The organism is Pseudofrankia inefficax, from assembly GCF_000166135.1.
Taxonomy (GTDB): Bacteria; Actinomycetota; Actinomycetes; order Frankiales; family Frankiaceae; genus Pseudofrankia; species Pseudofrankia inefficax.
Window position 1 is genome coordinate 1,612,349 of sequence record NC_014666.1, and the last position, 17,255, is coordinate 1,629,603.

The window sequence follows — 17,255 nt, forward strand, 5'->3', positions numbered from 1 at the left end:
GCGTGGCGTACTGCGTCGGCATCGCCAGTGCGCTCGACGGCGAACTGGATGACGTCCATATAGCGCTTCCAGGCCTTATAACGCGCGACGCATCCAGCCAGGACGAGCAAAGCAGTGGTGAGGGCGATGACGACGTACATGACGAGGGCTCCTACGCCTGCCCTCGCCGCCCCCGGCTCCGACGAGGGCTGACTCGTGCCAGCAACCATCGTCGAGACCGTCGGGCCGCCTCAGAGCTGTCCTCTGTCAGCGAGTGAAGAAGGTGCCTCGTCTCTAGAAGAGTCCGAGAGAGCGGCGCTTGCGCCCGCCGGGGGGACGGGCGTGAATCTTGCGCACTGGCCTTCTAACTCTGGTTGGCGCGACCATCACCTGAATCCGCACCTACCACTACCCTGTGGAAGAACGGGTCCCGGTTGCCATCCGGAGAATGAGGCCTAGAGCCAGGTGACGCTCGCGGCCACGATATCAGTTGGTGGCCCGGGTGGCCCGGGTGGCCCGGGTGGCCCGGGTGGCCCGGGTGGCCCGGGTGATTGTCTAGTCCCAGCTGATACTTGACGTTTCCGTCCCAGCTGATGTTGGACAGGTGGCCTAGGAACGCTCGGGGGATGGTGTCGCTGGCCTCCTGTCAGGGCGTGACCTGGAGGTGATCCTTAACCCAGTCGCGTAGGCAGTCTGCCTCGGGACGGCCCTGCCAGGTGCCGAAGAGGCTGATCGCGACGACGAACAAGGCCATGCCTACGCACCCGGCGGCGGTAGTTGCCGGGTGGACGGCGGCGGTGCCGCTGGCGGTGACGAGGTCAGCGACTGTGCGGACCACGTTGAGGACGAAGCCCGTGGTCGCGATGCCCAACCACGCGAGCATGATTGCCTGGGTCACCGGGCGCCAGCCGATCCAGCACGTGATCCGGCTGCCGGCGGCGGATGCCCACAGGTCGCCCCGCAGGATCGGCCGAAACGAGCCGATCCCGACTGCAAACACCCATAGCCGCAGCTCACCGTCGCGCAGCCGCCCGGCGATGGCAGCGCCGCTGAGGCCGTGCGCGTCGGCGTATTCCGCGGCGGCGGTGCGGGACGCCAGTCCAGCGGCAAGCTGCCGGCTGGCATCGTTGATGTTCAGCGGTGAGTCCACGACGAAGCGTTCGCCGCGCCAGCTGAGTGACCAGTTGATGATCCACTGTTGCACCTCGCCAGTGTCTCAACTGTCAAGCATCCCTACCGTCTTTCTTGGGTCGACTCGGGCCGGTCGTAGGGTCCGGGGGCCCAGGGGTGTCGGGTATGGCTTTCAAGCATCTGCCGTACGAGTGGCTTCACATGATTGGCCGCCCGGCGCCCCCTCGACGACTCGGCCGCTGATTGAGAATTGCGATCTGATCGCTGCGTAGGGATGAGCCGGCGAGGTCGTCTGTGGACAACGTGCTGGTCAGAGCAGGGAGACACGGGTGGAGCGTGTGTGGGCCGGGGTGGACATCGGCAAGGAGCACCACCATGTGGTGGTGATCGACGCCGACGGCGCCCGAATGCTGTCGCGCCGGGTAGCCAACGACGAGCCGACGCTGCTGGATCTACTCGGCCAGGTCACCGCGTTGGCCGAGCGGGTGCACTGGGCCGTCGACCTCAGCACAGGCGGAGCCGCGTTACTGCTGGGGCTGCTGGTCGCACACGGACAGCAGGTGTTCTACCTGTCCGGCAATCAGGTCAGCCGGGCGGCCGGCGGCTACCGGGGCGAAGGCAAGACCGACGCGAAAGACGCCGCGATCATCGCCGACCAGGTCCGCATGCGCCGGGACCTGGCCCCGATGCGCGTCGACGACGAACTGATCGTCGAGCTGCGGATGCTGGTCGCCCGCCGCCGCGACCTCGCCGGCGACCGGGTTCGCCTGGTCAACAGGCTGCACGAGCACCTGCTGGGCATCAGCCCCGCCCTCGAACGCGTCCTGAACCTGACCAACCGCGGACCGCTGGTCCTGCTCACCCACGTCCAGACCCCGGCCGCCATCCGCCAGCTCGGCCCGGCCGGGCTCGAACAGTGGCTGCGGTCGCAGAAGGTTCGCGGCGCCGCCGCACTGGCCGCCACCGTCACGGCGGCAGCGAACTCCCAACGCACCACCCTGCCCGGCGAACAACTGGCCGCGCAGCTCGTCGCGGACATGGCGAAGGGGGTGATGTCCCTCGACGAGCAGATCGCGCAGACCGACACGCTCATCGAGGGCCGGTTTCACCGCCACCGACACGCCGCCGCCCTGCTGAGCATGCCCGGCATCGGGGTCCTACTGGGCGCGGAATTCCTAGCCGCGACCGGCGGCGACATGGCCGCGTTCACCTCCGCCGACCACCTCGCCGGCTACGCCGGCCTGGCCCCGGCCCCACGCGACTCCGGCCGGATCAGCGGCAACCTGCACCGTCCCCGCCGCTACCACCGCGGCCTGCAACGCGTCTTCTACACCTCCGCGCTGGTCAGCATCCGCTACAACGACCAGTCACGAACCTTCTACGACCGCAAACGATCCGAGGGCAAACGCCACACCCAGGCCGTCCTCGCGCTCGCCCGCCGTCGCGTCAACGTGATCTGGGCGCTCCTGCGCGACAACCGTTGCTACCAACCAGCCCCACCGCCCCTGATCGCGGCCGCAGCCTAGCTTGATCATTTGACAACTTCATTGAGAATCAGCTGGGACTGGACAGGTGGCCCGGGTGATCGCGTCGCGAACTTTCGGTACTGCTTCAAGGGCGGCCTTCGGCCGCCGCGCCGTGCCGCCGCACACGCCACGCACGGCCAGGACCCGTCAGCCCGCCACGCCCCGGGGCCCAGCCTCGCTCCGCTCGGCACCCCGGACGTGTCGGGCCGCCACCCGCCCGCGCGCGTCGGAGCGTCGCCCCGTCGCCTTCAAGCGGACCTCACTTTCGGCGGATCGAAATGGCGGTGGCGCTTGCTGCACGCTCTTGTCGCATGCGCCGCATCTCTGCCTTACGTCGCTTCAGATCCTCCTTCGTGGTTCCCCCAAAGGACCAACCGAAAAATATAGATAGCGACCTAAAAGACATGAATAGAATCGCCATCACGAAGAACCCGGCAAAGCTGGAAAGCGCGACCGGCGTGATCTGCCTAGTTTGAAGCCACCACCCGGCAAAAACACCGACGGCGGCCGACAGTAGCATGACATCACGTATCGTGGCGAACGCCACCGGGCGACGCACAGGGTCTGACGAAAGACCGACCAATTCCAGTTTGTCGACTGCGACGACCGGCGCATCGGAGCCCTCATCTAACTCACCATCTCCGCCACTCACCGCCTCTACCAGCGGCGCACCAGTCTCTATGACACTAGATTCCGACAGTCGTCGACCAGGAAACGGAGGCGGCGCCCCAGGCTTGGCACGTCCCGACAGTGCGGCCCGAACGCCTTCCAACAACCTACTCCGCGCCACACTCTCCGACAGCTCGAAAAGATCGAAACTGCGAAGATCCGCCCATAGCCCGAGCGGGTCACAAGAGCTGATGCGAATCGGAATCAGAGTCCGATGAGAGCCAACCGGATCAGCCAGCCAGACCGGCCCCCAATGCCTCTGAGCCTCGGCAGATAGAACGAAGTCATCAGACAGCAGAGCGATGGTACGACGAGTTCCACGGAGCGCATGTTGGAGCCGACCGACCACACTTGATCCGGCGACACCGTCCCAAGCATCCAGATGAGTACTGTAACCATTCTCTTCAAGCTGCCAGGCAATCCACTTCGCCCAACGCTCACCTGAAGGCGCATACAAGATCAGGAAGTCTGTATCCACGTGCCGCCCCCATTGTCTGTCCCCCGGACTCAATAGTCTCACCGCCCGCCTACCTCGCGGCGCGTCCCCGGGGCGCTGCCCCGGACCCCGGCCCTTCCACCAGAGGAGGGGAGGGACGGTGCGAGTCCGCGTGTCTCCTCCGACAGGCAGGCACCCGAAGGGTTGCCCCAGGAACCCCGACCGCGCAAGACCCGCACCCGTGACGATGGGCGTGACACCGTCGGCGGATCTTGCACGGCCGAGAACCCTGGGGCAAAGCAAAGCTTGCCTGCCCGCCGGAGGAGCCCCGCTCAGCCGGAGTTATGAGGGGCAAGCACTCAGACCTGGCAGGCGCACCGGGCGGGACGGCGGACGCGCAGCAGGTCCGCCAGGTGCATAACCTCTTCCGGCAGCATCCGCATGACCAGGCCGACCATTCGGGCGCCGGCCGCGCCGTCCCCGGCCGCCGTGATGACCTCCCAGACCGCCAACTGATACGGCGTGATCCCGGGGTCCGGGCAGGCCGCCGCGCCGACCTCGGGTACCCAGCCGCCCCCGTCGTCGTCCCCGGGCAGCGTCAGCGCGTCGGCCAGGTCAGGCACCGGGCAGACCGGCACCGGCACAGTCGCCGAGTCCGCGACGCCCGCCGGGAAATCCTGAAAGACCAGCGTGACGACCGTTCCACCACGCGGCCGTGACGCGAAGTGATCCACCAGCACCGACGGCGGCAACAACGCGGCGACGCCCGCCAGATCCCGGGGTGTGGCTCCCGAGTGCAGGGTCATCGCGTGCCGGCCGCCGTCCATCGGTACCACCTCAGCGCTAGGGGGCATCCTGTGGATCTTCGGCTAGCCAGATGAAGATCGCGGCAATGGTGATCTCGTTGGTGAAGTAGTGCGCGCGCTTGGTGTAGCGGGTCGCGAGCGCGCGCCACTGCTTGAGGCGGTTGAAGAATCGTTCGACGACGTTGCGGTTCTTGTACCGCTCCTTGTCGAACGCCGAGGGCCGACCGCCAGCCGAACCGCGCCGCTGGCGGTTGGCTTTCTGGTCGGCGCGTTCGGGGATCGTGTGGCTGATGTTGCGCCGACGCAGCTCGGCCCGGATCGCCTTCGAGCTGTACGCCTAATCGCCCAAGACGTGATCGGGCCGAGTCCGCGGCCGGCCGGGACCGACCCGGGCGACCCGAATACCGCCCATGACCTGGGTGAACTGGGTCGAGTCGTTGACCTGGCCGGCGGTCAGCACGATCGACAGCGGCCGACCCTTCCCATCGACCGCGGCATGAATCTTGCTCGTCAGCCCACCGAGGGACCGCCCGAGCTCTTCCGCCTCCCCGGCGGTCTCCGCGGTGTGTCCGTTAATCTTGCTGGCCCCTTTTGATCCTCCGGGAGCTGGGGACGGGCACCCGCGGCGTGCTGGTGCGCGCGCACGACCGACGAGTCGACCGACACCTCCCACACGACCGCGCCCACGGAGTCGTCCTTGACCACGATGTGCGCGAGGATCTTCTCCCGGGTGCCGTCCAGCGACCACAGTCGAAAACGGTTGTAGACGGTCTGCCATGGCCCGTACCGCTCGGGCAGGTCCGCCCACGGAATATTGGTCCGCTCCCGGAACAGGATCCCGTTCAGGATCTTCCGATGATCAGCCCTGCGGCCACCACGAGGCGGGTCCTTCGGCAACAGCGGCTCGATCCGCGCCCACGCAACGTCGGTGATCTCATGCCGACCAACCATGAATCATGAGGGCTACCGAACTCTCATGATCCACGAGATACGGCCTAGCGGGCATCTCATAACCGCTGCGACCGCGGGAGGACCGGGAAGCGTAGGTACCGGGGGCGATCGGCACGGGTTCGAAAACGTCGGCTCCTGATAGCGGCTGGGCATGGAACGCGGACTGTTCTGCTGACCGCGTCGGCCGACTCGCTTCAGCCAGGCGCCCCGGTCTGGACTAAGGGCGCCTTGCTACGCTGCGTGTCCCGTACGCACCGGAGCGGCAGGGGGCCTGTGAACATGAAGCCGTTGATCAAGCCGGTGGTCGCAGCTCCCGACCTGGCTCTTGGCTGCAACGTGACCACGCACAACCAGACTCCGCCCTGCGGCGCCGCGGCCGGCATGGATCTTGACTCCGGGGGAGGAGAGATGGGCGGCCTAAGCGATGAGGAATCGACGGCGCTGGCCCGGCGCTACTGGAACTCGCGCGAGGCGCGGAGGTTGCTGGAACGCGCTGACTTTCCCGGTGACAAGATTCGCCGGTGCGTCAGGCGAGCAAGACCCGCGCGCAGCGTCCCACTCGCCGTCGCCTCCGCCCGATCGCTCATCTCCGGTCGGTGCGGGTGAGTCGCACCGAACCGCGATCATCGTGGCGCTCATCGGAGCCGCCGCCGTCATCGCCACCGCGGCCGTGACCGGCATCTTTGGATTGATTGGTGGAGGTCAACCACAGGCCGGACCAACTTCGCAGACCGCCACTTCTCCGGTGGGTAGGGCGAGTTCGGGGACATCACCGACGTCACCCGCTGCCGAGCCGACCGACCCGAACTTGTTGAACAACATGGCAGGAAAGACCTTCAAGGGCACGGTCCACCAGGAAGGGCTGAACGACTACGCCGTAACGGTAGTCTTCCTCGCCCAGCTTCGATCCGCCGGCGCCCCCGGAACCCTCATCGGCAAATCATCCTGAAGGCGGCTTGCCGCTCGGCTACGAGCGGCAAGCCGCCCGGTTGCCCTGACGTCATCCACCCGGCGGCGGACGTACCGGACAGGTGAGCGGCGGCGAGCCGGATGGAGATCCTGTCTGGAAGGCCGCGCCGGTCGAGCGCGACGCCGAAGAGACCGGAGACCGGAGCTTGCTCGTCGCGCGGCGGCTGGGCACGTGGTGTCCGTCGACGCACGCGCGATCACGGCCCCCTGGTAGGCTCCGGCGAAGAGACAACAACGCCGCTGGTCAGAGTGCTGCCGAGTATCCGGGCGGCCCCCTGCTGGCGCAGGTTGACCCGGCCAGCGATCGCGTTAGAAGCCTCAGGTCTGGCCGATGCCCGAAACCGCTCAGACTCGCAGACCGCAAAAGTTGCCGACAAAGGTCTGGAGCTGAATCTGCCAGTCGTAGAGCCACCAGTTGCTGTTGTACGGGGCAAAGCTGCCGTCGGGATAAGTGGCAGGTCCAGAGCCGACGACGGCGAGCTGCCAGGCGCCGGAACTTCCGGCAGGCCTCCGGTAGGCGTTGTAGCAGTACGTGGAGCCGACGAAGAACTTCGATGCGTGGTCCCAGCCCCACTGGCCTTTCGTTGTGGAATACGCTGGCAGGACTGCGTCGTAAGTGCCGGAGTGGTAGTCGTGCCACACGCCGATACCGACAGAGCTGTTGTTGAAGATGTAGTTGTTGGGCACGGCGGCGTTGGCTGCGACGGGCGGTGCGATGGCAAAGGCGGCCAGGACCGCCACCATCAGTGCCAATAGGCGAACAGGGGAAGATGTGAATCTTCTGAGCGCGCGTGGTACGGGGAGGAACATGCGTTCGCGGTTCATCTGTCTCCTTCATCTCCTTCGCGGAACGAATCGGTCGCCGCGATCACGGCTTTGGTTGCCGAGGTCGTGCGGTCGGTGTGGCGCTCGCCGCCGAAGAGCCAGGTCGGAGCTGTTCTGTTGGTGCCCAAGCCGCGCGGCCGACAGACGGCTCGCGGCTGCGTTTGATCACCACCCTTCACAGCGTCTGGTGATCTACTGAACACAGTTGCTGGCGTACTGCGAAGAGCCCGTTTTCCACTTGCTGCCCCACCGAGGCGCAAGTCCATCGATGATGGCGATCATGCGCCTTCTTCCGGGAACGAAGAAGCGGCACGACGGCCAAAAACCGTGGCTTTCGTGCCATCGTGCCGCGACGAGCGCTTTCACCGTGTGGTCGCCTGCGCACCCCCAGGCGTGACGCGGCTGAGCCTCGGCGCGGTGGGTGGACGCGGGTCCGGTCGGCCAGAACGTCTCGCCAGAGCGACGCTGTCGCCGGCGTGGTGCCCGGCTGCCTGGTAGGCCTCGGCGAGCCGGCTTCGGGACCGGTGCCGCACTGGGCTGCGACCGATCTACGCTGCTACAGGCAGGCTTGATGACTGCGCCTGCGGCCGATCGACCAAGACGGGCCCACCAATGCCGGATGCACTGAGCGAGCTGGAGATCAGGGAGCTCGCCGCGGCGTTCCATGCCCCGGGTGCGGCCCGTCAGCTTCTCGAGACGGCCGGCGTTCCCCGCGAGCGGCAGCCTGGTTGGGGGGAGTGCAGCGCGGAGGAGTTCTGGCGCGAGGTCGCGACGCTGCTGCGCTCGGGTGTTCTGGCGGACGGCCGTGAGCGCGTCCTGACTGCTGCCCGCCGCAGGTTTCCCGCGAATCACGTGTTCGCGATTAAGAAGCCCCAGAACGGGGCGACGCCAGCCGACGACCGCGCGGACGTCGGCTCGCCAATCCCGGTACGGGCCGACGACGGAGACCACGCTCGCCGAGGGACGCGGCACCTTCTGGCCCGAAGGTGGATATCGCGTGGGAGTGGTTTTCGACTCGCCGCGGCACTTGTCGTGGCGGCGCTCGGTATCGGTGTGGCGTGTGCGCTACTCGTCTTCCTGCCACCGCGCGTCGGCGGCCTCGGGGCCGCGGTGGCGCTGATCGCGGCCGGCGGGATCGCCGCCGGCGCTTGGCTGATCGGAACCGGCGCCTCACCCGTGGGGCCGGTCGCGGCGAGGGCCGACACGTCGACCTCGGTCGGCGCCAGCCTGGGCCGCGGGATCGTCGTCGACCGGGGAAGCCGGCTGAACGTCAGGAACTCGACGATCACCTTCCACGCCGAGGCGAGTGGCGAGGTGGTGCCCCCAAAAGTCCATGTGCGGATGGGCCACCTTCCCCTTAGGCCCGCCGCGTACGAAGACCGTCCAGAGCTCAGCGGGATGCTCGACTATCGACTCGGCCAGGGCAGGTCGGTCGCAGTCTGCGTACTGGTCGGCGCGCGCGGCGTCGGCAAAAGCAGCCTGGCTGCGGCGCACGCCCGGCGAGCCGCCGAGCATGGCTGGTCGGTGGTGGCCTGGTTCGACGCGCGGGACTCCGCCGGCCTGCTTGTGGCGTTCAGCCTGCTCGCGGAGCAGCTCGGTGTCGCACTCGACAAGGAGCCGGAGGCATCCGCGCACGCTGCGTTGGACTGGCTGCGTGCCACTCGCCAGCGCTGCCTGCTCGTGTTCGACAACGCCGTCGACCCAGACGCGGTCCGCCGCTGGATTCCGGCCACCGGCAATGTGCGCGTGATCATCACCACGAATGAAACCGACTTCGCCGTTCTCAGCACGGCCGCGCCGATCGAGGTCGAGGTGTTCACGTCCGTGCAGGCGGTCGCCTACCTGGACCGGCGCACCGGCGGCGGCGTTGAGGGCGCCGCCGAGCTGGCCGAGGACCTCGGCCGGCTGCCACTGGCGCTGGCGCAGGCGGCGCCGACGATCATCGACGACGTCCATGAGGGCCGTTCCTACGCCGGATATCGCGCCCGCATGGCCTCGGTGCCGCTGCGCGAGCTGCTCGGCCCGGTGCGCGGCGACGCCTACCCCCTCGGATATGCCCAGGCTGTCATGCTGGCGGTCGAGCGCGTCGAGCAGGAGATGGCCGCCGTTGGCCCGGTGCGGCGAGTCCTCGACATTGTCGCGCTGTTGGCGGGGGACGCCATTCCTCTTGACCTGGTGCGGGCGACCGGGGTCGAAGGGGACGCGGAGGCCGTCGACCAGGTGTTGCGGCGCCTCGAGTCGATCAGCCTGCTGAACCGCGTCGGGACCGGTGCCGTCGGCATGCACCATCTGACCCAGTTGGTCCTGCTGGGCCGCGGTCGCCGGCTGAGCACGCTCGGCGGGTCCTTGCGTGACCTGGTCGCAGCGCTTGAGGCAACGGCGCCGGCGACCGAGGACGCGTGGCCGCGCCGCGCGCTCATCGGCCAGCGGGCCCGTCAGTTGACCCACCTTCTCGGGCATTCCGAGGCGGGGCTGGCGAGCGCGCCGGACCTGCACGAGCGTCTGCTGCGCGTTCAGGCGCACGGCTTGGAGCTACTCAACGAGGTCTCCGACCACGCGCTGGTGCTCGCACACGGCACCGAGGTCGTGGCGCGCCTGGCCGATGTTGCGGGCACCGACGACCCTGCGGTGCTGTCCGCGCGCCAGCATCTGGGCGAGGCCTACCGGCGGTCCTGGCGGGAGCCCGAGGCCGCCGCCCTGCTCGAACAGGTCCTCGACGCTCGCGTCCGCGTCTCGGGGCCCGACCATCCTGACACGGTGGCCACCCGGGCAGCCCTCGCCGGGGCCTATCTGCTCACCGGTCAGCTTGCCCGGGCCGAGGATCTGTTCAGCGAGGTGGTGCGCGCCCGACACGCGGCGCTCGGCACGCGGCACCGCCAGGCCTTGGCCGCGCGCAACGACCTGGCCACCGTCAAGGCCGCGCGGGGAGATCTCGCGTCGGCTATCGAGATTCTCGACGAGGTTTATCGGGACCGCGTCGCCGCGCTGGGCAAGGATGATTCCGACACCATCGACACCCGTCTTTCCCTCATGTCCGTAAGCCTGCGCGCCGGCGAGATCGACCGAGCGACGGTGCTGGCCGAGCAGGTCGTCGCTGACCGACGGCGGGTACGCGGCGTCGACCATCCCGAGACGCTGGCGGCACGGCGGAACCTGGCTTTCGTCTACGTGTCCGACGGCCGGGTGAACGAGGCGATGCTGTTGATGGAGGAGGTGCTGCGGGGGTACCAGCGCGTCCACGGCGACGATCATCATGAGACGCTGTTCGCGCGGATCTACCTCGCCGATGTCTACGAGGCCGCGGGGCGCGACGGCGAGGCCGTGGCCCGCAACGAACGCACGTTGCCTCTCGCGCGCGCTGCCTTCGGCGAAGACCACTTTCTCGTACAGGCATGTGCCAGCCGCTTGGCGGCGGCCTATCTGAAGCGCGGCTCGTATCAGGAGGCGATCGCCCTCCATACGAACATCGCGGCGGAGCAGCGTGGCGCGCGCGGCGACGACGACAGCAAGGTGGTCAACAGCCGCACCGTCCTTGCGCGTTCGCTGCGCAGCGTCGGCCGCATCGGTGAGGCCGTCGACCTGTTCCGGTCCATTGTGGCCGATCTCGCCGCCACCGTCGGACCGGATCATCCCGACGCGCTGTCCGTCCGGGGCGAGCTCGCCGACGCACTCCTCGAAGCGCGCGCCGAGGAGGCGGCGGTCGGTTTGTACGAGGACGTGGTCCGGGCACGCCGGCGCGTGCAGGGCGACGACCATCCTGACACCCTGCGCGACCGGGCCGGGCTGGCCGACGCCTACCGGCAGACCTGGCGACGCAACGAAGCCGTAGCCGCGTTCGAGGAGGTCGTTGCCGACTGGGCTCGGCTGCGCGGACCGGAGCACCCGAGCACGATCGGCGCGCGGAAAAGCCTCGCCGACGCCTACGCAGCGATAGGGCGGCGCGACGACGCGGCGAATGAGCTGGAACAGGTTTTCGAGGCGCGGACCAGACTGCTCGGCGACGACCACCCGAGGACCCTGACCACCATGGGCGCTCTCGCCCAAGCCCTCGCCCACACGGGCCGCCACGACCGGGTCATCCCATTGCTCACCGCCGCCGCTGCGGGTTTCGCGCGGGTGAGCGGCCGGGCCCACATCGACACCCTCACCGCGCGGCGGGCTCTCGCCGACGCGTACCTCGCGCTCGGCGAGACCCAGCGCGGCCTGGCGTTGCACGTTCAGGCTGCCGAGGACGCTCGGCAGGACTTCAGCAGGACCACGCTGGTCGACGTCGGGCTCGACCTCTCGCTGTCCCTCGCGCGGCTGAAGGCGGGTCAGCTGACGGGCACCACCGAGAGCCTGGAGCGCGGCGTGGACACCGCCGAGCGGGAGCTGGGCGCGGATCACCATTCCACGCTGCTGTTGCGGGACGCCGTCGCCGCGCAGTATCTCGACCTTGACGACATCACCGCGGCGATTCGGGTGCACGAGGAGAGCCTCGCCCGGAGGCGCGCCAGGTTCGGTGACACGCATCGCAGCGTCCTGGACAACAGGTTCCGGCTGGCGAAGGCCTACCTCCGCGCGGGTCGCAACAAGGAGGCCGTCGCGGCCTTCGCCGATCTGGCCAAGGTGGTGACCTCGTCGCGCCCGAACCGGGATCGCCGCGACGCGGCGATGCTGCTCGCCTCCGTCCGCAGGGGACTCGCCGAGGCCCACCTGCACAACGGCGACTACGACCAGGCCGTGCGCCTGGCGGCCGAAAGCGTGGCTGAGGCTCGCCGGGCGGTAGGGGCGGACAACGAAATCGTCTTCGAGGGGCGGGCGTTGCACGCGGACGCGCTGGCCGCCGCGGGCCGCACAGACGAGGCCATTGCCGCGTACGAGGGGTTGATCACGGATCTCGGGCGGACCCTCAACGGCAGCCGGGCCGAGGCTCTCGGCTATCAGGTCCGGCTCGCCTGGCTCCAGCACAGCGCGGCCCACTTCGAACGGAGCGCCGCGCTGCTCACCGAGGTCATCGCGGTGTCCGCCGAGATCTGGGGTGAGCGGCATCCGCAGACCCTGCGGGCCCGTTCGCTGTACGCCCAGGCCACCGGTGCCCAAGCCGCTGGCGCGGACCCCCGGGACGAGCGGGGCGTCGCCGAGGCGGTCGACCGGCTTCGGGACGTGAACGCCACGCAGCGCGAAGCGCTTGGCCCCGACCATCCCGACGGCCTCGACAGCCGCTACGCCCTGCAGACGCTGCTGCGCCTCGCGGGCCGGCAGTTCGAAGCGCTGGCGGTGCTGGAAGACCTGGCCGGCGACCAGCGCAGGGTACGCGGCGAAGGCCATCGGAGCACGCTCCAGACGCGGGGCGATCAGGCCGAAGCCCACTTCGACGCGGGCCACCACGATCAGGCGATCGCCCTACAGGAACGCCTCGTCGCCGACGAACGGGACCTGCTCACCGCCGGTGACGAGCTACTGGTGCTCCACCGGGCCTCGCTGACCAGGATGTACGTGCTGGCCGGCCGTCACTCCGAGGCCCGCACGCTGGCCGCGTCCGTCGACGCCGATCTCGATGGAGATCGCAACCAGAGCATGTGGCGCGTGATCCAGCAGCAGATGGCGAGCATCGCGCTCCACAAACGGCTGAGCACGGATGACCCGACCGACGACGACCTCTCCGCGTTGATCGCCGTGCACGGCAGTGACGATCCCACCGTCCTACGTTTCCGCTACCGTCTGGCCATCGCGCACGGCACAGCAGGTGATCCCGCCCGCGCGGCGACCGAGTTCACGGAGATCGTCGGCGACTTCACGAAGGTGTTCGGCGCCGACCACGAGGACACCTTGTTCACCCGGTCCTATCAGGCTTACTGGCGCGCCGAGGCGGGCGACCCGGCCGGTTCGATCGTCGCGCTCGAGCGGTTGATGACCGACGTCCGCAGAGTCCTGGGCGACGAGCACACGCTCCAGTTGAGTTCGCGGATCCTGCTCGCCAAGCTGCGCGGCAGAACAGGCGGAGACCCGGCGGCGACCGCGGCCGAGTTCGCCGTGCTCGTGCCGCTGGCGCGCGTCCGTTGGGGGCCCGACCATCCCGACACTCTGGCGACGGCGGAGGGCCTCGCGCGCTGGCGGGGTGAGGCTGGCGATCCGGCCGGCGCGATCGCCGTCGCCGCGGACCTGCTCAGCCGCCGGATGGTCACGCTGGGCCCGGATCATCCGGCGACACTGAGCGTTCGCGTCATGCTGGCGCGTTGGCAGGGTGAGGCGGGCGATCCTGTCGGCGCGCTGCTCGCCATCGAGTCGGTGCTGGTCGAACTGGTCCGCGTCCTCGGGCCGGCCCACCGCTTGACGGCGACGGCACGGGTGATCCGCGCGCGCTGGCTTAGGGAGACCGGCGACGCGGCCGGTGCCGCGACAGAGCTCCTCGCGCTCATCCCGCTGCACACCGACCTGTTCGGCCCCGACCACGAGGAAGTCTGGACGATCCAGCACAATGCGGCGCTCTGGCACCTGGAGGTGGACGATGCCGAGCGCGCGATCCTGATCGGGACCGAGCTGCTCGCGAGCAAGGAGCGCGCGCTGGGGCCAAGCCATCGCTCCACGTTGGAGTCGCTGGGCGAACTCGCCGCGTGGCACGGCCACGCCGGCCGCCCGCGCCAAGCAGCGGCCGAGCTCGCCGAGCTGCTGCCCGTGGTGATCGACGCGCTCGGACCCGAAGACGAGATCACCTACGCGGTCCGCGGGGCCTATGCCCGATGGTGCGGGGAAGCGGGCGACACGGCGATCGCGATGCTCACCGAGCTGCTGCCCGAGATTCAGCGAGCACTCGGCCCGGACCACTATCGGACCCGAGCGGTAGCCGAGCGCCTGGAAGAGTTCCAGGGACGTGCCGACCAGCCCGCCGACGCCTGAGCGCCGACGACCATCGCCGGTGAAACGCCCCGGTGTGGGGCTACCTTATCGGTGTGGTGACGGGACGAGGAGTTCTCACGGTCACCAGTGGTGAACCGTCCGAGTGCGCCTCAGGTGGATGGCAGTTCTTCGAGTCTTACGCACCGGCCGAGCGCCGGTGACGCCATCCGGTCCGGTGCCCAGCCCCACCGGCGACAGTCTCAGTACAGTCCCGATCTCGACCTTCGGTAGTGCGAATCTGTTGCTGACCGGGCTGGGCACGGTCGTGATGGGGGTGAGGTCCGGTCGAGGGGCTGTCCGAGGTCGAGGTGCGCGAGTTCGCACGATGGTTCCCGGAGCGCGACTATGACCCGGGCGGTGCGCTCGTCCAGACCGCGGTGGAGACGTAGCGGGTCGGGTCGTCTCCGAACCCGGCGAGCACCCGGGCGGCGAGGACCGGTCCCAGGCCTGGCTGGGGCAGGAGGATCTCAGCGTCCGGGTGCCGGCCGAAATTCGCGGCCAGGTGTTCCTCGCTGGCACGCGAATCCATAGACATTCCGCGCGCGGGGCCGGTTGGTTCGTCCACTTTCGGCTGGCCCGGCCCCGCTTGGCTGGGTTCAGGGGGCCTGGGCGGGAATGTTCAGGGATAGTGGGGTCGAGCGGCGGGCGTCGACGACGACGGACTTGATCGCGGCGCCGTTGGTGAGGACGGTGTGCACCACGTTGGTCAGATCGACGACGTCGACGAAGTCGGCGTGGACGTAGTCGCGGCCGATCCAGAGCGGGTGGACGGCGCCCGCGAGCGCGGGATCCCAGTTGTTGATGAACTCGGTTCCGGACGCGCCCTCGCCCCCGGCGGAGTTGCCCACGGTGATACGTGTGAAGCCGAGGGTGGGGTATTCGACCCGGTAGGCCTCGATGAGCTTGTCGAGGGCGGCCTTGCTCACCGCGTAGGAGCCGAGGGCGGGCCAGGGCTCGGTGACCGAGCCGGTGATGGACGACAGGTAGGCGGCGACCCCACGGCTTTCGAGCAGGTGGGGCATCGCGGCCGCGGTGACGAGGGAGGCACCGATGACGTTGGTCTCGAAGACGGTGCGCCAGGTGCCGGCGTCCACGTCGACGAGGCGGCGCAGGACGCCGATGCCGGTCGCGTAGACGATCGCGTCGATGCCGCCGAGCCCGGTCGCCGCCTCCTCGACCGCGGCGCGGACGGAGCCCTCGTCGGTGACGTCGCAGGCGATCGCCAGCGAGCCCGTGCCGGCCTCGTGCGCCGCATCCACCAGTCGGTCCTTGCGCCGCGCGAGCAGCGCCACCCGCGCTCCGCGCTGGCCGAGGCCTATCCCGATGGCACGTCCTAACCCGCTGGAGGCGCCGACCACTACTGCTCGCATGGTGAATTCCCTTTTCGTCTCGTCGTCGGGTGTGAAAATGCGGCACTCACGGGCGTTCGTGTCGTCGCTGGCGACAGTCGAACCAACCGCGCAAAGCTCAGAACGCGGGAGGCGCCTTGAGCATCGCGCCCGCGTCGATCCGGAGGTTCAGCCCCGTCATGTAGCGGGAGTCGTCGCTCGCGAGGTACACGACCAGGGCAGAGACGTCCTCCGGCTCGATGTACGGGATCGGCATCGCCTGCATGACGGGGAAGGCGAGTTCCGCGTCCGCGCGCGTCGGGTTCTCCAGGTCCGGTCGGAACGCCCGGTAGACGTTGTCGTTGTGCAGCAGCACGGTGTTGACGTTCGTCGGGTGAATCGCGTTCAGGCGCACGGAGTGCGGCGCGAGCTGCAGCGCGAGGACCTCGACATACCTGGCGACGAGCTGCTTCGCGAGCGAGTAGCCGACCCCGCCGGGCGCGCCCATCTGGTCGGTCAGGCCGCCGATCATCCCAGCCGTCGAGCCGGTGACGATGATCGAGGAGCCCGCGCTCAGGTGCGGGAGGGCGACGGCGACCGTGTTCTGGACGCCCCCGAGGTCGACGTCCAGGGCATCGACGAAGCTGCTGCACAGCGTCTCGTCCGTCAGCGGGCAGACGCCGGCGTTGGCGCACACGACGTCCAGCCGGCCGAGCTTGGCGAGGCCGGCGTCGAGGGCGGCGCGCAGCTGGTCGCGGTCGCGGACGTCGGCCTGCGTGGCGACGATCCGTCGGCCGAGCGCCTCGACCTCCTTGACCGTCACGGCCAGGTCCTCGGGGGTCGCCAGCGGGTAGCTGACGCTGTTGATCTGTTGGCAGATGTCGACCGCGATGATGTCCGCGCCCTCGACGGCGAGCCGAACGGCGTGGCTGCGTCCCTGGCCGCGTGCCGCTCCGGTGATGAAGGCGACCTTGCCGTCCAGCTTGCCCATCGGTGTTCTCCTGATTCTTCGGGAAGGTGCGTCCTCGCCGCGGGACGACGTGAGCTGACCGGTCCGACGACGCCGCGCGGTCGCTTAGTCGTTCAGGTGGTGGTCGATGAACTGCCGGATGTCGGCGTCGAGCTCACTCAGCGGTGGCTGCGGCCTCCCGCCGATCAGGCCCTTTGCCAGCACCGCCTGCGCCTGCGGACTGATCGAGGTAGGCACCGGGATCTCGGGTGCCGGCACATGGAAGGCGGGTCGAGGGTCGTTCTCGCTCACGGCATCCTCCCCAGCGGCCGAGCCCTGGAGCAACGGCCGGCAGCTGTGCTCCGCTGGCCTGGCTCGGCTGTGCTTCCAGATCGTCTCGGCAACCGGCTGAACGGCGATCGATGATGCTGACCACCTGTTTAGCACATGGTGGGCGCCGTGAGCCCGGGAGGAGCCCTCAGGCGCGGGAGGGCCGATGGCCGAAGTCTTCGTGCGCGCGCCCGGAATCGTGGCCGCAGGGCCAGCCGCGGATGAGGCCGCCCTCGCAGCTGTCCCACGCCTCGGTCGCCGTCACCGGATGGTCGTGTCCCGCGCTGGAGACGCCGACGAGGAAACTGACGGTGTGCACGACGGCGGTGGCGACCGCGCCTGGCTGAAGGCGCGAGCGCACCTGCCCAGGCTGTTGCGCGTCGGCCATCATCTTGGTGCGCACCTGGACCAGCGGCCGCAGCGCGACCTGTCGGCCGGCCGTGCGGGAGGAAACCGTCAGTGGGGTGAAATGGCTGA

The 17,255-nt window shown here is 69.0% G+C and carries 12 protein-coding genes and 1 pseudogene; 3 read left to right on the top strand and 10 right to left on the bottom strand.

The window, feature by feature from the left end:
• Window positions 1–625 precede the first annotated feature (625 nt).
• Window positions 626–1,183 (bottom strand): hypothetical protein, encoded by a 558-nt coding sequence (locus FRAEUI1C_RS06445; protein WP_013422481.1) that lies wholly within the window; start codon window positions 1,181–1,183, stop codon window positions 626–628.
• Window positions 1,184–1,439: 256 nt separating this feature from the next.
• Here FRAEUI1C_RS06445 and FRAEUI1C_RS06450 point away from each other — a divergent pair, with 256 nt between their 5' ends.
• Complete coding sequence (locus FRAEUI1C_RS06450) at window positions 1,440–2,636, top strand: IS110 family RNA-guided transposase (RefSeq protein ID WP_013421767.1); 1,197 nt, start codon at window positions 1,440–1,442, stop codon at window positions 2,634–2,636.
• Window positions 2,637–2,895: 259 nt separating this feature from the next.
• Here FRAEUI1C_RS06450 and FRAEUI1C_RS37390 read toward each other — a convergent pair whose 3' ends face one another.
• The 3 genes and pseudogenes from FRAEUI1C_RS37390 to FRAEUI1C_RS38115 all read right to left on the bottom strand — a co-directional run bounded on the left by FRAEUI1C_RS37390 (window position 2,896) and on the right by FRAEUI1C_RS38115 (window position 5,498).
• Window positions 2,896–3,783, bottom strand: a complete 888-nt coding sequence (locus FRAEUI1C_RS37390; protein WP_071587929.1) for a toll/interleukin-1 receptor domain-containing protein — start codon at window positions 3,781–3,783, stop codon at window positions 2,896–2,898.
• 317 nt (window positions 3,784–4,100) lie between these two features.
• Window positions 4,101–4,595 carry a hypothetical protein gene (locus FRAEUI1C_RS06455; RefSeq protein ID WP_157734833.1) on the bottom strand — a complete coding sequence of 165 codons (495 nt, stop codon included), beginning with the start codon at window positions 4,593–4,595 and terminating at the stop codon, window positions 4,101–4,103.
• Window positions 4,585–5,498: pseudogene (locus tag FRAEUI1C_RS38115) on the bottom strand (IS5 family transposase). Before FRAEUI1C_RS38115 ends, FRAEUI1C_RS06455 begins: the two are co-directional and overlap by 11 nt.
• A gap of 628 nt (window positions 5,499–6,126) precedes the next feature.
• Between FRAEUI1C_RS38115 and FRAEUI1C_RS39335 the strand changes: the two are divergent.
• Window positions 6,127–6,447: a hypothetical protein gene (locus FRAEUI1C_RS39335; protein ID WP_157734834.1), complete on the top strand. Its 321-nt coding sequence runs from the start codon at window positions 6,127–6,129 to the stop codon at window positions 6,445–6,447.
• A gap of 365 nt (window positions 6,448–6,812) precedes the next feature.
• Here FRAEUI1C_RS39335 and FRAEUI1C_RS06470 read toward each other — a convergent pair whose 3' ends face one another.
• Window positions 6,813–7,292 carry a hypothetical protein gene (locus tag FRAEUI1C_RS06470; protein WP_013422484.1) on the bottom strand — a complete coding sequence of 160 codons (480 nt, stop codon included), beginning with the start codon at window positions 7,290–7,292 and terminating at the stop codon, window positions 6,813–6,815.
• 612 nt (window positions 7,293–7,904) lie between these two features.
• Here FRAEUI1C_RS06470 and fxsT point away from each other — a divergent pair.
• Window positions 7,905–14,171 (top strand): FxSxx-COOH system tetratricopeptide repeat protein, encoded by a 6,267-nt coding sequence (gene fxsT / locus FRAEUI1C_RS06475; RefSeq protein ID WP_013422485.1) that lies wholly within the window; start codon window positions 7,905–7,907, stop codon window positions 14,169–14,171.
• Between the two features lie 343 nt (window positions 14,172–14,514).
• Here the strand turns inward: fxsT and FRAEUI1C_RS06480 are convergent, their stop codons facing one another.
• The 5 genes from FRAEUI1C_RS06480 to FRAEUI1C_RS06500 all read right to left on the bottom strand — a co-directional run bounded on the left by FRAEUI1C_RS06480 (window position 14,515) and on the right by FRAEUI1C_RS06500 (window position 17,181).
• On the bottom strand, window positions 14,515–14,700 hold the full coding sequence (locus tag FRAEUI1C_RS06480) for a hypothetical protein (protein ID WP_041258953.1): 186 nt from the start codon (window positions 14,698–14,700) through the stop codon (window positions 14,515–14,517).
• Between the two features lie 67 nt (window positions 14,701–14,767).
• Window positions 14,768–15,541, bottom strand: a complete 774-nt coding sequence (locus FRAEUI1C_RS06485) for an SDR family oxidoreductase (RefSeq protein WP_013422486.1) — start codon at window positions 15,539–15,541, stop codon at window positions 14,768–14,770.
• Between the two features lie 97 nt (window positions 15,542–15,638).
• Window positions 15,639–16,490: a mycofactocin-coupled SDR family oxidoreductase gene (locus FRAEUI1C_RS06490; RefSeq protein WP_013422487.1), complete on the bottom strand. Its 852-nt coding sequence runs from the start codon at window positions 16,488–16,490 to the stop codon at window positions 15,639–15,641.
• An 84-nt stretch (window positions 16,491–16,574) separates the two neighbouring features.
• Window positions 16,575–16,760 (bottom strand): hypothetical protein, encoded by a 186-nt coding sequence (locus tag FRAEUI1C_RS06495; RefSeq protein ID WP_013422488.1) that lies wholly within the window; start codon window positions 16,758–16,760, stop codon window positions 16,575–16,577.
• Window positions 16,761–16,926: 166 nt separating this feature from the next.
• Window positions 16,927–17,181 (bottom strand): hypothetical protein, encoded by a 255-nt coding sequence (locus FRAEUI1C_RS06500; protein ID WP_041258956.1) that lies wholly within the window; start codon window positions 17,179–17,181, stop codon window positions 16,927–16,929.
• Window positions 17,182–17,255: the final 74 nt, after the last annotated feature.